Genomic DNA, 15,627 nt, shown 5'->3' on the forward strand with positions numbered 1-15,627 from the left:
GGCTATTTCCTCTTAACAAGGACTTTAAAATGTCAGTATTACAAATAGGCGCCGGTGGCGTTGGTTGGGTTATTGCCCATAAATGTGCCCAGAATAACGATGTATTTGGCGATATCACCTTAGCTTCCCGCACTATTTCTAAATGTGAAAAAATTATTACGTCTATTAAAGGACGTAACAACCTGAAAGACAGCACTAAAAAGATGGCAGCCGTGGCGGTTAATGCCGATGATCTTGATGCATTGGTTAAACTTATCAATGAAGTCAAACCGGATTTACTGATTAATGCCGGCCCTCCCTGGGTGAACGTTAATATTATGGAAGCCTGTGTGTTAACTAAAACAGCTTACCTGGATACCTCGGTTGCGACGGATTTATGCAGCCCCGGACAACAAGTCCCTGAAGCTTATGATCCGCAATGGGCCTTTGCCGAACGTTTTAAAGAAGCCGGTATTACGGGTATTTTAAGTGCGGGTTGTGATCCTGGTGTGGTCAGTATTTTTGCAAGCTATGCCCATAAAAACCTGTTTGATGAAATTGACAGTATTGATGTAATGGACGTTAATGCCGGTGATCACGGTCAAAAATTTGCCACCAACTTCGATCCGGAAACCAACCTGCTGGAAATTCAAGGTGATTCTTTTTACTTTGAAAATCAGCAGTGGAAAAGCGTTCCCTGCCACAGTCGTATGATGGAATTTGATTTCCCCGTGGTGGGTTCGCAAAAAGTGTACTCCATGGCACATGATGAAGTACGCTCTTTAGCTGAATATATTCCTGCTAAACGTATCGAATTCTGGATGGGCTTCTCCGATACCTACCTTAGTTACTTTAATATGATGCGCGATATTGGTTTGCTAAGCCCTGAGCCTATTACCACATCCGACGGTATTACGGTTAAACCACTGCAGGTATTAAAAGCTATTTTACCCGATCCGACTTCCCTTGCATCGGGTTATACCGGTAAAACCTGTATTGGCACCTGGATACGCGGTCAAAAAAATGGCCTGCCTAAAAGTGTCTTTATCTACAATATTTGTGACCATAAAGAATCTTATATTGAAGTTGAACATCAAGCAATTTCCTATACAACGGGTGTGCCTGCTATCACCGCCGCCCTGCTTTATTTCCAGGGTAAATGGAATGATGTGGGTTTATACAATGTAGAACAGCTTAACCCGGATGATTTTTTAGACCTTCTACCGCGTGTCGGCTTAACCTGGCAGGTACAAGAGTTGAAGGCTTAATCTCCACCTGCTTTAAACGAAGGTTTCGGCCTTCGTTTTTATACTTAATTCCTACTTCCTAATCTGATAAAAGACCCCACTATGCACTTGAATGAAAACCAATTAAGCACACCTTATTTTATGGTCGATGAAAAAAAACTCATTGAAAATCTTGAAAAAGCCAAACAGCTTAAACAAATTTCAGGGGCTAAATTAGTCTTAGCATTAAAGTGTTTTTCAACCTGGGGGACTTTCGATACGATCAAACCCTATTTAGACGGCACCACCAGCTCGGGCCCTTTTGAAGTACAATTAGGCCATGAGACCTTTGGCGGTGAAACCCATGCCTACAGCGTGGGTTATTCTAAACAAGATATTGATATCGTCGCCCCTTTATCGGACAAAATCATCTTCAACTCATTAACGCAGTTAGACGCCCATTTTCAAGCAGCCAATCCCTTTGCATCCTTAGGTTTGCGCATTAATCCCGAGCGCAGTGTTGCCGGTCAAGATCTCGCCGATCCGGCGCGCCCTTACTCACGTTTAGGCGTAAAACAGGATTTACTGGATTTATCCGTGCTTGATAAAGTTGATGGTTTTATGTTTCACATGAACTGTGAAAACAAAGATGCCGATGCCTTTCTCGAAATTTTGGATTATATTTCAGAGCGCTTTGCAGAATACTTAACCCACCTTAAATGGTTAAGTTTAGGCGGCGGAATTTTCTTTACCGCTCCGGATTACCCGATTGAAAAACTGGCCCTGGCGTTAAAAGCCTTTAGTGAAAAACACCAGCTGCAACTCTACTTAGAGCCCGGTGAAGCGATTATTACCCGCACCGCGGATCTGGTGGTCAGCGTGATTGATATTGTTGATAATGGTAAAAAAACAGCGATCGTAGACAGTGCCACAGAAGCGCATCGTTTAGATACGTTAATCTACAATGAACCGGCCTCTATTGGTGAGGCTTCCGCCGACGGAAAATTCCCCTATATTATAGGATCATGCTCCTGTTTAGCGGGCGATCTATTCTGTGAAACACAATTTGAAGAAGCGCTACAGATTGGGCAAAAATTACATATTCTCGATTCTGCCGGTTATACCATGGTCAAACTAAATTGGTTTAACGGTTTGAAAATGCCCAGTATCTACTACAAGCGTATTGATGGCGAAATTGAGTTATTAAACTCCTTCGGTTATCAAGATTATAAAGACAGTTTAGGCAAAAGCTAAACAAAGGAATTAACTGGCATACCTTAGGGTTAAGTAATACTTAGGGTTAGGTAATACTTACCCTAAAAAATCTTCGCAAATAAACCCGACTCTCATTTCCTCCCCCCTTCAATAACAAGGGGCGTCGATAATTATATTGTGCACGCGGACTTTATCGCAGCCCTCTGTGGTAGTCCCTTAAAAGTGCTGTTCAGGCTTAAAAGCAACAGGCCGAGCCTGAAGGCCCGGTTCCGATCGTGTGTGCAAACTTTATCATTTGGAACTTTATCATTTGGAACCACGCCTTCAGGCGGGGCTATGTTTTGTAAAAAACATCCTATCAAAAATGATCATGCCAAAGGAACGGGTCTTTCTAAGCAGGTGAAAAATTCATCACGCACACTTCATTATAAAAATGAATAAGTCTGAAAGCACTGCTTGATTATGTATTACCCTTTAATTTAACCAGGCGAACTTAATATCAGAAAAAGGCTGTTTAATTCTTTTTGCAACCACCACGAAACGTAATTCACTGTTAAGCAGACTGCTTTCAAAGGGATAACAGGTGATCAGGGTCAGTATCTCCTGTTCGCTCACCTTCAATACTGATAGCTCTTTTTCATTCACTATCTTTGTCGCTATCACTCGATAATTAAATTGTAAATTTGGATAGGTGTTCACCGTTAACAAGCTGTTTAAGTGCACCTCTTTAAGCTGCTTAAAGTGCGTATCATTATGCGCGACAACCACACTGTTACCCACCTTTCCAAAGCCGCTACTTGACACCATCCAGGCAGGTGCAAGGGTCAAATGACTAATACTTGTACCTGCGACCACCATTAAAGGGCCTTGTCCGGCAATGGTTAACTGGGCAATAGGCACACTGTCTGCCCATGGCCAGGGTTTATGTCTTTCTCCATCTTCCAGATGAGACACCCAAGCAAGACTCAGTAAGCGCTGCGCAACAATCGCTTTAGCCTCTCGGTAAATACCCTGCGCACAAAAACAAATGGCAATCAGGGTAATTATCAACAGTACTTTATGGTAAAGACTTAATCGCCAGTTGCTGTTTTTTTTATTGGCTTTTAATAATGCCATTTTCTACTCCCTACCGGTAGTTAGCTGTTTTAACAGGAATAAAATGACGTTCAACAATCCAAAATATCGCAACCGAAAACAGTATCCAAAATCCTATTTTTTGGTACAAATCACTGGCCATGGCGGCTTGCGGAAAGGTCATTTTTTTTCCCCGCGGCAGCCCCGGTTGATCAACACTGCTTGGCAACATTGGACTAAATGTTTGTTGCTCAAAGGCAAGCAACCCGCGGTATTGGCTGACTACCTGCTGATCGCCTCCTAACCGGGTTGTTTCTTTTTTTTTCAGTTGTGCAGGCAGTTGATTGGCCGATAAATAACTCAACAGTAATACCGTCAAGAGCAATAAAAGCATGCTAAAACACAGCTTAGTAAACTTTTTATTGACTCTATTGAGTCGTTTACGGTGCGCCATAAAATATCCCTTTTTTCTGATTTATATTAAAACCAAATGGCTGCGGATTTCATCGTAAGCAGCGGGTTTTGTTTTAGCGAAAACCCCGTTGCTGCCATAACGGACTGCGCAGCTATCGACTTCTGCAATGGCTCCATTTTTTGCGCGTGCTCGCCGCTGGCATTTATTTGTCCGTTTAAGTGCCTGGCTAACGCCGCTATTTCTGCTTGATAGTGATGAATTTCAACACGGCGATCCAGGCCGCGGCTTGGCGACAATTTCACCGGGGAGCTCTCGCCGAGGGAAAGAACAGATATCATCCATTGTTCCACGCCCTTATCCAGCATAAAATCGGCAACAGCTTGGGCGCGTTGTTTAGCAAGTTTAAGGTTAAATTCCGCACTGCCGCTGCTATCCGCATGGCCCACTATTTGCCAGACCCTCTGTGTACCCTTTGCGGCCCTTTTTATCCGTTTCGCCGTTGCGCTTAATGCGGCGATGTAAGCAGGCTTTATTTGAGCTGATCCTAAGGTAAATAAAATGCTCTCCTCGCCCTGCAGCGGCTTATTATTCACCTGTTCATGATTCACCATCTCAACAATCACCGTCTCATTATCCACCAGCTCAACAAGCACTTCTTTGGCAATAGGGTTGAATGGCGCAGATATGGCAGGCTCCTTTTGGAAAATAAGCTTGGACGACACGGCAAGTTCCTCGGCGTCGGTTAAGGAAACTGGATTGATAAGAACAGGCTTATTCGTCCGGTAAGTGGGATTTTGCTCTGCCAGATTGCCTTTATTAAAATGATCCTGTAAGGCAATGACTCCACCCGTGATGACGGATAGAATCACAATGCTGATCGCTGATTTTTGTGAAATTGATTTACTGTTACTGTTCATGCTCTTGTTCCTCTGATTGGTCCAACTTTATTAACCATCTCTTTTTCGATGTGCTTATTTAAACAAAACCTTATGTCCTTTTAGGGTTCAAAAAAGGGCAAAACGCTGATCAATGATGTTCAAAAAATGGCAATCGCTGTCCCGCCCTTTTGCCTGAGAATTTTTCCTATATACTGAGTTTTCCTTAAGCACATGACCAAGATAAAAATATGAAACGCATTGCTATTGTCGAAGATGAAAAATCAATCAGAGAAAATTATGCAGATTTAATGAATAAACAAGGTTATCAGGTGGAGACTTATGCGAATCGACTGACCGCCATTGCCGCGTTTGAAATTCGTTTACCTGATTTAGCCATTATTGATATTGGGTTAGGCCATGAATATGAAGGCGGATTTATGCTTTGTCAGGCATTGCGCAAGCTTTCACAAACTGTCCCTATTATTTTTTTAACCGCGCGAGATAATGATTTTGATACTATTTCGGGTTTGCGCATGGGAGCCGATGATTATTTAAGCAAGGATATTGGACTTGAACATTTAATGGTGCGGATCAGTGCGCTGTTTCGGCGCATTGATTTACAGCAAACACCAACGGATCAGAAAAGCATCTTAAAACGTGGTTTATTAACGATTGATAACGATAAGATGCAGATTTGCTGGGCGGCACAAAGTCTCGATTTTACGGTCACTGAATTTTGGATTGTCCATGCTTTGGCCAATCGGGCAGGCACAGTGCGTAACAGGCAACAATTAATGCAGGATGCAAGAATGGTTGTTGACGACAATACAATCACCTCTCATATCAAGCGAATCCGAAAAAAATTCCTGTCCCTAGATGCCAATTTTAATGAGATCACTGCCCTCTACGGCATAGGTTATCGTTGGGATATTTCAGATAAAATATCATGAAAAAATTCACCCTCGGATTACGCACAAAAATCATCCTGTTATCCAGCTCATTGTTGATATTACCCTGGCTTGGTTCTCGATATTTGCAGGAGATGGAAAATTTCCTGCGTCAGGGGCAGGAGCAGACCCTGCTCGGTACAACACAAGCAGTCGCGACCGCACTCCATGAGCGCCCCGAGCTGTTTAATGAACAAGCCAGTTTTTTGAATGACCTTGATGCCGGTAAAGATTTATATGCCTATCAGCTTGGGCAAGCAATTAATATTGATGGTTTATTAAATGACTGGCAGGAAAATCAGCAGCAGAGTCTTTTTTACGGGCAAAAACAAGTGCGTTTCCAGACAGATAAAAACACTGAAAACCCCATTTCCTTTACTCATCAGCTCGGTAAACGTAATGGCTATTTATACGCATATTTTCAAGTGACTGATAAAAAACCCGTTTTTAGAGAAATTAATGCGCCTGAATTAGATAAAAACGATCATCTGATTATTGCACTGTCCAATCCTCAAGGTGTGCTGCAGCGTTATATTGTATCGGTGTCTAAAAGTGGCTGGTTTAACCCTTATGTTATGCCTGCCTTAAGGGCTGCATCACAACGCGAAAAACGCATTCAGGGATTTTGGAAATCAACCACTTCCGGTTACACCATCGAGTTGCGTTTACCGCTGGAAATGCTTGGCAATAAATTAGGCTTTGCATTGCACAGCGTATCTGATCCAAAAACACACCGGGTAGAGAGCATTATATCAACATCAAATACTCAAAATTTAGCAGAGCTTGGCACAGTATTAGTCCCTTCATCGGAAATCAAGCGTATTCTAAAAGGGATGAGCCATACAAAATCAAGAATCTGGGTGGTCGATCGTCATCAACGGGTGATCGCTAAAAGCGGCGATATTCTGCAAGCCGATGGTGTTTGGGCATCTGACCTGCCAACACAAAAAACAACCGACGCTAAGCTGCTTGATCCGCTCTACGATCTTATTTTATCACCTCCTCCTACTACCTTCATTGACGACTTAAAAGATGCAACGCGTTTAAACAGCGATTTTATTGAACAGGCATTAGCCGGCCGATTACAATCAAGCTGGCGAATGAGTGAAGACAATAAAGCCATGATTTTATCAGCCGCTCATCCTATTATGGTCGGTAGCCAAGTGATGGGAATAGTGGTTGCCGAAGAGACCACTAACGGTATTCTGGTATTGCGCAATAACACCTTCAAAAAACTGTTTAATGTGCTGCTTGGTATTATCCTTATTGGTACCTTATTACTGTTTCTATTTGCCTCTAATATCGCGCGCCGTATTCGAAAATTACGCAATCAGGCAGATAATGCCATTGATTCACAGGGGCGTATTTCAGCGCCTTTTTCGCCTTCCTGTTCAACGGACGAAATTGGCGACTTGTCTCGCAGTTTGTCAGAGATGGTTAATCGTCTTGAACAATACCACCTCTATTTAGAGCAGCTTGCAGCGCATTTATCCCATGAGTTACGTACGCCTGTAGCCGTCGTGCGTTCCTCATTAGAAAATTTAGCGTTATTACCACAAAATGAGAATAACAAAAAATATATCCAGCGCTCACAACAGGGTATTAACCGCCTTAATCGCATTTTAACCAGTATGAGTGAAGCAACACGCATTGAACAAAGTCTGCAGCACAGTGAAAAACAGCCGATTATATTGAATGATCTGGTCAATGGCTGTGTTCAGGGTTATCAAATGACCTACCCGGCCTTTCGCTTCCAATTATCACTGCCTCAGCAAGCATTACCGGTTTTTGCTGATCCTGATTTTATAGTGCAGCTATTTGATAAATTGACGGCTAATGCGATGGAATTTAGTGAGACAAAAAATGCGATTGAAATAACACTCAAAATAGAGGGAGGCTTGGCTTTATTGCTGGTCAGTAACACAGGGCCACTATTACCGGGAAAGATGACGGGTCAACTATTGAACTCCATGGTTTCAGTACGCGCTCAAAAATCGCAGGATAAAACCCATCTGGGGTTAGGATTATTTATCGCAAAAATGATTGCTGAATTCCACCAGGGGGAAATAATAATCGAAAATAGGCAGGATAGTTCGGGTGTTGATGTTTTACTCAGTTTACCCCTTGCGGGGCTATAATGCGGACTGAGCACCCGGCGCAATCATAACTATTTTACGCAAGTAAGGGCAACGAAAAGAAGCAGTCGTGATTCAATCGATAAGGGTTAAATAACCAGGCTTACGATCTTATTTCTGCCGCGGTTTTTCGCCTTGTACATTAACTTGTCTGCCTGCTCATAAATCGCTGCCATACTTTGATCCTTATGTTTAATAGTCACTATGCCGAGCGAAATAGTTAATAACTGATGGTTGTCATTATGAAAATGGGGAATCGCTAAATCTTCGACACCTTGGCGTATCTTATTGGAAAATCCGCGGGCGCTCACTTCATCATTAGCATAAAATAACAAACCGAATTCTTCCCCGCCTAATCGAAAGATATAATCATCGGCACGCAATAAACGCTTTTGCAGAAAACGGGACAATAAAATAAGTGCATTATCCCCGGCCATATGGCCATAATGATCATTAAAACTTTTAAAATTATCAACATCAATAATTGCAAAGTTTAATAATCGTGTTTGCCGTTTGGCAATGCTTAAGCTGGTTACAAATATATCGTTAAATTTTCGCCTGTTATATAATCCGGTTAATGGATCAGTGGCAGAATACATTTCTAATTGTTGACTTTTTTGTTGTAACGCCAGCTTCTGGTTTTCTAACTCAGTCACATCAAGCATCACCCCCACAATACCGACCACATTATTTTTCCGATCGTGTACCGAAGCTTTGTGAAACAAATAAATCCGCACTAAACCATCGGCACAATTGACCGATGATTGATAAACCTGCTTACCCGGTTTTTTGAGCAAAGACTGATCTTTAGCATGATATACCTTAGCTAATTCGTTAGGTATGTAGGGTGCTAAATCAAACAAAGAATTATTCACTACCTCCTCTTTACTCACGCCAAAGATGATCTCTGCAAAACTATTATTACAATTTTTATAGACTCCCTGATTATCTTTAAAAAACATGGGGGTAGGAAGAGTATTAGCCAAGGTTTGCAAAAAATAAGAGTCTTTAGAGTCTTTAAATGATTTATTGGTTAAAAGATCGGACTGCTTGAGCTTTTTTTCAAGCAAGTTAACTTTTGCTTCTAATTGTTGATGGGTTAAATTTTTATTCATCGAGTATCCAAATAGTGCGCTTAGAATAATTAATGTGATTTCATACCAATCACATTAACTTAACCCTGCATATGCACGGGTTAAAATTAATTCGAGTGTCCTTGTTAACCACTAACATCCTGTTATTCAAACTATTTGGTCAGCTAAAAAGTTTAAAATTATTATACCTGATATCTGATATCTGATTCCTCCGAACCTAATTATTGAGCATAAAAGCTGATAACTTTTTGATCCTTCTATGATAAATGATTTCTTGAATTAAAGCATTAAAATAACGTTCCTAACGCCGTATCCTCCAAAAAAATAATGGACTTGCCATCAAGTCACTTAGGATCATAAACAAGATTTTAACCTGCATTCTCATTGATCATTATCTATCCTGTTTAAGGTAAAATATTTTCATTAAGACTATTGTTAAAACGGAGTAAATCCTATAAGCAATGACTAGAATTCAGCCTATTATAAGGAAAATGTAAATGATGAATATTTCAAAATAAAAATAGTTTATTGAATAGTGAATAAGGTTTTATAAAAATAAAGGGCCATTATTTTTATAAAAGACCTTAAAATCCCGGCGATTTTCTTTATTCTTCATTCTTGCTATTCATCAATTAACCACCAGCAGCAAATCGCAGGCAGCAAAAATTATTCATTTCAATATGATGGCGGACTGATTACAAACGGCCCGGCTTTAATCACTACTGTGATACCAAATGCATTAATAAAGTGATCCGATTTACTATTCAAAATCATCCCGGCGGTTTTGTGAGCGTAAATTTAATGGTGGTCTTATTTGAATGCCAACTAGCACCAACCATGACAATAAACGTATCGCTCGTAGGGTGTCTGCTCAGATACTAAGCTGCCGCTTATTCGCTGCACCGATTGCCGCTGCCTTTGAGTTCCACTTGCGTAATAGGTGCATAACTGGCCAAAGCCCCCTTCAGCCGTATTATGGTGAGAGAGTTATAAGCTGGCGGGTAATTCGCGCATCATAGAGAAAGCTTTGCTCATATGTTGCTCAGTCACAATAAAACCAATTAGCTTTTTGTCGCTGTCATAGGATTTAACACAGCACCCCTGTGCATCAATATCAATTTGCCAACTATCAACGCCAATAACCGTTTGTCCTGACATCTGCATCGGCAATTTAGGTGTTTTAACTTTGATCAACATCGCGGGCAGTTTTAATGTTGTTTGCTGCGCTAATAATGTTTTTGCCAGTGCATTCGCACTAAGCAGTATAGGCTGCAGATAAGCCATTACTTTGCCGTTAATTTCGGCGCAGTCCCCTAAAGCATAAATATTTTTCTTGGATGTTTGCAGCTCCAGATTGACCACTATCCCTTTATTAGTCTGCAGCTCAGCCTGTTTGGCCAGCGCTATATTAGGCCGAAGTCCTGCAGCAGAAATAACACAATCTACTTGATATTGTTGCCCCGAATTTAATAGAACATTAATACCCAACTCTGATTTAGTTAAGGATTTAACCGTATCCCCCAACGCCAGTAAGCTCCCTGATTTAATCAAGCTTTTTTGCAGCTGCAATGCAATAAATTCCGGCAGCATTGTTGCCATCAGCGAAGCACAGGGATCGGCAATAATCACCTTTTTCCCGCTGCTGTCTAAATCCATTGCCAACTCAGTACCAATCAAACCGCCACCGATAACCAGCACCGATTTAGCCTGCTGAATTTTCAATTGCGCGGCTTCGAACTCCTGCAGACCATTGAGAGTCAGTACCTGATCAACGGCATCTCCTTCCATGCTTGGAATAATAGCCTTGGCACCCGTTGCCAGTACCAATTTTGAATAATGCAATGTCTCACCCTCGACAGAAATACTTTGTTGTTCGGGGTTTATTGTCGATACCGCGGTAAACGCATGCAGGGAGATTTGATACTCCCTGGCAAATTCCTCTCCGCTCATGCGGATCAAGTCAGCACAGGATTGCTGTTTTGAAAATACGTGGCTGAGATCAGGTTTATTATAATCGTGACCCTGATCATTAGTAAAAACATGAATTTCCTGCTGCTGATCAGTGCGGCGCAGGGTTTTAATAAGTTGATAAGCAGCAAAACCACTGCCGATAATAAATATTGGCGCGCTCATGATGCTTTTACCGCTTTAAGGGGGGTAAATACATCTTTTCCTAGCGCACATTCAGGGCAGAGGAAATAATCCGGCAGATCAGCCCAGGCGGTATTAGGCTCCACTCCCTGATTGGGTTCACCCATAGCGGGATCGTATACCCAGTTACACACGGTACATAACATGCTTTGCTGCGCATCTATGGCCGCTGATTTTTCATTTACCAAAGGCACAATTTCTTGAATATTTTCGGCCGGTGCCATATTCTGCGTTTGCTCAGTGGTTGCAGTGACAATTGCAGCAGGGGCTGATTGCGCAGCTAAAGGTTTTATAACCAATGGTTCAATATTATCTAAAGGGTGCAGTGCCCAGCTTTTAGCAATAATACGGCCATGCTCACGGCATTCAAGCATCGCTTTACCATCGGGCCGCCATTTTGTTTTCAGAGAAATCGACGTTTCAAAACCGGCATCCATTAGACGGGTATGGATTCGGTCAACCGCGCCGCCATTCCAACCATAACTGCCAAATGCGGCGGCTTTTTTATTTCTAAATCGCAGACCGCTGATCTCTTCCAGCATACCGGCCACCTTAGGCATCATGACATTATTCATGGTAGAAGAGCCGACTAATATGCCTTTTGAGCGGAATGCACTGGTCAGTATGTCATTTTTATCTTGACGTGAAACATTAAAGACTTTAACCGCTACCGCAGGGTCAATATCATGAATACCCTGAGCAATGGCATCGGCCATCATGCGCGTATTATTAGACATAGAGTCATAGAAAATAGTAATACGGTCTTCCTGATAAGCATCGGCCCACTCTAAATATTTATGAATGATTTGGGTCGGATTATCCCGCCAAACAACACCGTGCGCCGTGGCTATCATATCAACGGGCAGATTAAAGCTAAGCACCTCTTTTATTTTTGCGGTCACTAGTGGACTAAAGGGCGTTAATATATTGGCGTAATAACGCTGACATTGATCCATCAGTTCATTCTGATCAACTTCATCATTAAACAGATGCTCATCACAATAATGTTGACCAAAAGCATCATTACTGAATAATACCGCATCGCCGGTCATATAAGTCATCATACTGTCGGGCCAATGCAGCATTGGCGTTTCAATAAAAACAAGTTGCTTACCATTACCGAGGTCTAAACTATCACCGGTTTTTACGGTCCGGAAATTCCATTCAGGGTGGTGATGGTGCCCCACGATAGAATCAATGGCATTTTCAGTACAATATATGGGTGTATTCGGGATTTTAGCCATTAAGGCTGCTAATGCGCCGGAATGATCTTCTTCAGCGTGATTCGTGACAATATAATCGATGTCCTTAAGATCGATTTCCATTTCTAAATTCTGTAAAAATTGCAGACTAAAACTCTCTGCAACGGTATCAACTAAAACGATTTTTTCTTCACGAATCAAATAACTGTTATAACTTGTTCCCTTGGTTACTTTATACTCAGTACCGTGAAACTCCTGAACTTCCCAATCGCGTTGACCTACCCAGTGAATATTGTTTTTAACATGAATTGTCATAATAATACCTTATATTTTGATTAACATAATTTGCTTTAGTATAGAGATAGCACTTTCCATGCCAAAGTTACAAGTAGTTGTTATATAACAATTTAATTTTAAATTAAATTTAAAATTGTCATAAAGACAGTCATCATGTACAGTCAATATGACAATGAGATTGTCAAAAAGACACTACCCTTGCACTGGAAAAATTAATAAAATGAAAAATGCACATGATGAACTGACCCAACTTGCACTTGATCTCACCCTGGGCGTCTCCAGTGGGGATCGTTTTCGACGTCTATTAGCCACTATTCGACAATTATTTAATTGCGATGCATCCGCACTTTTAGTTTTCAAAGAACAACAATTTTCTCCTCTGGCCATTGATGGATTAGCCGAGGAGGTCCTAGGGCGCCGATTTAGTATTGAAGATCACCCGCGTTTAGAGGCGATCGCAAGAGCGGGTGATATTGTGCGCTTTCCTGCCGACAGTCAGTTAGCTGATCCCTATGACGGTTTAATCCCCAATCATGAAGGCGAATTACAGGTCCACTCCTGTATTGGTTTTCCCTTATTAGCCAATGACCGTTTAATTGGTGCCTTAACCATTGATGCCTTTGATCCCAGCGCCTTTGAGGCTTTCACCAATAATGAACTGCGTATTATCAGTGCACTCGCGGCGGCCAGTCTGTATACCTCTCTGTTAATACAAAAATTAGAAAATCAAATTGGGGTTATTCCGCAATCACAACTGTTAAGTAACCCGGACAAAAAAAACAGCATTGAAATGATTGGTAACTCAGCGGTCATGACCGAGCTGCAGGCGCAAATAAAAGCCGTTGCCAATACGGATCTATCGGTACTTATCACCGGAGAAACAGGCGTCGGTAAAGAATTAGTGGCAGCGTCGCTGCATGCGCAATCCTTACGTAATGAACAAACGCTGGTTTACCTTAACTGCGCGGCTTTGCCCGAGAGCGTGGCTGAAAGTGAATTATTTGGGCATGTAAAAGGGGCATTTACAGGCGCAATAAGCCATCGCCGGGGGAAATTTGAACTCGCCGATAACGGCACGCTTTTTCTGGATGAAGTGGGTGAATTACCCCTGTCGTTACAGGCGAAATTATTACGTGTTCTGCAGTACGGTGATTTACAACGTGTTGGTGATGACCGCAGCCTTAAGGTTAATACGCGTATTGTGGCTGCGACTAATCGCGCGCTGCATGAAGAAGTTAAAGCGGGACGTTTTCGGGGCGATCTTTACCACCGGCTCAGTGTTTTTCCGATCCACGTTCCCCCTTTGCGGGAGCGTGCTAAGGACGTGATATTATTGGCCGGTTTTTTTGCTGAAAAGTCTAAAAACAAACTGGGTATAAGCAATATTAGTATCGACCCCGAGGTGATTCAAATTTTTTTACACTACGCTTGGCCGGGTAATATTCGAGAATTGGAGCACGCAGTAAACCGCGCTGCGGTGATTGCAAAATCACAATCGCAAAGCAGCTATATTGTTCTTCAGGCTGAACATTTTATAATTAACTCGCAGGTTGATAATGACGGCGAGCAGAATAATGAAGAGCATCAAAATAGTGCCGTCCATTTGCGAATAAACTTGCGTCAGGGGCTGCGTGAAGCAACGGATGCGCTGCAGCTAAGCATGCTCAAACAGGCATACCAGGAGAATAACCACAATTGGGCAGCGGCGGCAAGGCAGTTACAAATCGATACGGGTAATCTGCATCGTTTAGCCAAAAGACTGAAATTAAAGTGACTAGGACTGCCGTCCTCAATAGACTTCAAATGCGCTTTTATCCTGCAACTGCCTTCTCAGGCGGTTATGTAGACCACTCATTAAGTGTACTATTTAGGCGCAGGCAAAACGAATAATAACCAAAATGGATAATAACCAAGGAGATAAACCACTAATGATTGATTTTCGCTCTGATACCGTCACCCTTCCATCGCCCGCCATGCTGCAGGCGATGATGAATGCCCCGCTTGGCGATGACGTTTATGGTGACGATCCCACCGTCATCGATTTAGAACAGTGGGCTGCACAACAACATGGCTTTGAAGCGGCCATTTTCTGCAGCTCCGGTACGCAGGCAAACCTGTTAGCACTGATGGCACACTGTGAACGGGGTGATGAATACCTTTGCGGTCAGCAGGCACATAATTATAAATTTGAAGGCGGCGGCGCGGCGGTATTAGGATCTATTCAACCACAGCCAATCGACAATGAAAATGACGGTTCACTGTCCTTTGCAAAACTGACCTCTGCTATTAAACCTGTCGATCCGCATTTTGCCCGTACGACATTATTAAGTCTTGAAAATACGATCAATGGCAAAGTACTGTCACTTGCTTATCTGCAGCAGGCACGCGAATTTGTCAACCTGCATGCCTTACAGCTTCATCTTGACGGTGCCCGAGTATATAACGCCGCCACTGCCTTAGGTGTTGATATTAAAGAAATCAGTCAATATTTTGATTCAATGAGCATCTGTTTATCAAAAGGGTTAGGCGCACCCGTCGGTTCCCTATTGTTAGGTGACAAGAAATTAATCGCCAAAGCGCGGCGCTGGCGTAAAGTATTAGGCGGCGGTATGCGCCAGGTGGGTATTTTGGCAGCGGCAGGCAAGTATGCCTTAACCGAGAATGTCACACGTTTAGCGGCAGATCATGCTAATGCCCGTTATCTTGCCGAGCAGTTATCATTACTCGAGGGGGTTAGCGTCAATCCGGCGTTAGTGCAAACCAATATGGTTTTTGCCAAACTTGATCCTGCCATCAATCAGCAGAAATTACAGGATACTTTAAAAGCGCAGGGTATTTTATTCGCCGCCGGCAACCCGGTTCGTTTAGTGACTCATTTGGGTATTAGTCGAATCGACATTGAGACCTTTTTAACGGTCTTAAAACAGGCTTTAAAAATATAATAAATTGCTCTTTGTTAAGCTTTCAGAGCGGCTATTAACCCGGTAAACAGGCCCCAGGGCCTGTTTAATTTT

At 42.4% G+C, this 15,627-nt stretch carries 12 protein-coding genes; 6 read left to right on the forward strand and 6 right to left on the reverse strand.

Annotated elements, in window-relative coordinates; all coding sequences use genetic code 11:
- Positions 1–29 precede the first annotated feature (29 nt).
- Both CXF72_RS16815 and nspC read left to right on the forward strand, forming a co-directional pair.
- On the forward strand, positions 30–1,247 hold the full coding sequence (locus tag CXF72_RS16815) for a carboxynorspermidine synthase (protein ID WP_101040793.1): 1,218 nt from the start codon (positions 30–32) through the stop codon (positions 1,245–1,247).
- An 81-nt stretch (positions 1,248–1,328) separates the two neighbouring features.
- Positions 1,329–2,459 carry a carboxynorspermidine decarboxylase gene (gene nspC, locus CXF72_RS16820; protein WP_101040795.1) on the forward strand — a complete coding sequence of 377 codons (1,131 nt, stop codon included), beginning with the start codon at positions 1,329–1,331 and terminating at the stop codon, positions 2,457–2,459.
- A gap of 435 nt (positions 2,460–2,894) precedes the next feature.
- On the opposite strand, the gene CXF72_RS16825 is transcribed toward nspC, so the two are convergent.
- Genes CXF72_RS16825 through CXF72_RS16835 form a run of 3 tightly spaced genes read right to left on the reverse strand, consistent with a single transcriptional unit; the run spans position 2,895 to position 4,826 of the window.
- The gene (locus CXF72_RS16825) at positions 2,895–3,536 is read right to left on the reverse strand and encodes a class GN sortase (protein WP_101040798.1); all 642 of its coding nucleotides are present in this window, start codon (positions 3,534–3,536) and stop codon (positions 2,895–2,897) included.
- Between the two features lie 10 nt (positions 3,537–3,546).
- Positions 3,547–3,948 carry a hypothetical protein gene (locus CXF72_RS16830; RefSeq protein WP_101040800.1) on the reverse strand — a complete coding sequence of 134 codons (402 nt, stop codon included), beginning with the start codon at positions 3,946–3,948 and terminating at the stop codon, positions 3,547–3,549.
- Between the two features lie 26 nt (positions 3,949–3,974).
- Positions 3,975–4,826 (reverse strand): OmpA family protein, encoded by an 852-nt coding sequence (locus CXF72_RS16835; RefSeq protein WP_101040802.1) that lies wholly within the window; start codon positions 4,824–4,826, stop codon positions 3,975–3,977.
- A gap of 209 nt (positions 4,827–5,035) precedes the next feature.
- Here CXF72_RS16835 and pdsR point away from each other — a divergent pair, with 209 nt between their 5' ends.
- Entirely contained in the window at positions 5,036–5,737 is a 702-nt protein-coding gene (pdsR, locus tag CXF72_RS16840; RefSeq protein WP_101040804.1) for a proteobacterial dedicated sortase system response regulator, read from the forward strand.
- Positions 5,734–7,872: a proteobacterial dedicated sortase system histidine kinase gene (gene pdsS / locus CXF72_RS16845; protein WP_101040806.1), complete on the forward strand. Its 2,139-nt coding sequence runs from the start codon at positions 5,734–5,736 to the stop codon at positions 7,870–7,872. Before pdsR ends, pdsS begins: the two co-directional genes overlap by 4 nt.
- A gap of 86 nt (positions 7,873–7,958) precedes the next feature.
- Here pdsS and CXF72_RS16850 read toward each other — a convergent pair whose 3' ends face one another.
- From CXF72_RS16850 to norV, 3 genes are all read right to left on the reverse strand, one after another.
- Positions 7,959–8,984 (reverse strand): GGDEF domain-containing protein, encoded by a 1,026-nt coding sequence (locus CXF72_RS16850; RefSeq protein ID WP_101040808.1) that lies wholly within the window; start codon positions 8,982–8,984, stop codon positions 7,959–7,961.
- A gap of 966 nt (positions 8,985–9,950) precedes the next feature.
- A complete protein-coding gene (norW, locus tag CXF72_RS16855; protein ID WP_101040810.1) occupies positions 9,951–11,096 on the reverse strand; it encodes an NADH:flavorubredoxin reductase NorW in 1,146 nt (381 codons plus the stop codon).
- Positions 11,093–12,631, reverse strand: a complete 1,539-nt coding sequence (gene norV, locus CXF72_RS16860) for an anaerobic nitric oxide reductase flavorubredoxin (RefSeq protein WP_101040812.1) — start codon at positions 12,629–12,631, stop codon at positions 11,093–11,095. Before norV ends, norW begins: the two co-directional genes overlap by 4 nt.
- Before the next feature lie 202 nt (positions 12,632–12,833).
- Here norV and norR point away from each other — a divergent pair, with 202 nt between their 5' ends.
- Positions 12,834–14,387: a nitric oxide reductase transcriptional regulator NorR gene (norR, locus tag CXF72_RS16865; protein WP_101040814.1), complete on the forward strand. Its 1,554-nt coding sequence runs from the start codon at positions 12,834–12,836 to the stop codon at positions 14,385–14,387.
- A 154-nt stretch (positions 14,388–14,541) separates the two neighbouring features.
- Complete coding sequence (gene ltaE / locus CXF72_RS16870) at positions 14,542–15,555, forward strand: low-specificity L-threonine aldolase (RefSeq protein WP_101040816.1); 1,014 nt, start codon at positions 14,542–14,544, stop codon at positions 15,553–15,555.
- The last annotated feature ends 72 nt before the right edge of the window (positions 15,556–15,627 follow it).

This window comes from Psychromonas sp. MB-3u-54, assembly GCF_002836415.1.
Lineage (GTDB): Bacteria > Pseudomonadota > Gammaproteobacteria > Enterobacterales > Psychromonadaceae > Psychromonas.

Excerpts from the sequence above, each read along its gene's own strand:
- CXF72_RS16815 (WP_101040793.1), top strand. The coding sequence starts at position 30 with ATGTCAGTATTACAAATAGGCGCCGGTGGCGTTGGTTGGGTTATTGCC.
- nspC (WP_101040795.1), top strand. The coding sequence starts at position 1,329 with ATGCACTTGAATGAAAACCAATTAAGCACACCTTATTTTATGGTCGAT.
- CXF72_RS16825 (WP_101040798.1), bottom strand. The coding sequence starts at position 3,536 with ATGGCATTATTAAAAGCCAATAAAAAAAACAGCAACTGGCGATTAAGT.
- CXF72_RS16830 (WP_101040800.1), bottom strand. The coding sequence starts at position 3,948 with ATGGCGCACCGTAAACGACTCAATAGAGTCAATAAAAAGTTTACTAAG.
- CXF72_RS16835 (WP_101040802.1), bottom strand. The coding sequence starts at position 4,826 with ATGAACAGTAACAGTAAATCAATTTCACAAAAATCAGCGATCAGCATT.
- pdsR (WP_101040804.1), top strand. The coding sequence starts at position 5,036 with ATGAAACGCATTGCTATTGTCGAAGATGAAAAATCAATCAGAGAAAAT.
- pdsS (WP_101040806.1), top strand. The coding sequence starts at position 5,734 with ATGAAAAAATTCACCCTCGGATTACGCACAAAAATCATCCTGTTATCC.
- CXF72_RS16850 (WP_101040808.1), bottom strand. The coding sequence starts at position 8,984 with ATGAATAAAAATTTAACCCATCAACAATTAGAAGCAAAAGTTAACTTG.
- norW (WP_101040810.1), bottom strand. The coding sequence starts at position 11,096 with ATGAGCGCGCCAATATTTATTATCGGCAGTGGTTTTGCTGCTTATCAA.
- norV (WP_101040812.1), bottom strand. The coding sequence starts at position 12,631 with ATGACAATTCATGTTAAAAACAATATTCACTGGGTAGGTCAACGCGAT.
- norR (WP_101040814.1), top strand. The coding sequence starts at position 12,834 with ATGAAAAATGCACATGATGAACTGACCCAACTTGCACTTGATCTCACC.
- ltaE (WP_101040816.1), top strand. The coding sequence starts at position 14,542 with ATGATTGATTTTCGCTCTGATACCGTCACCCTTCCATCGCCCGCCATG.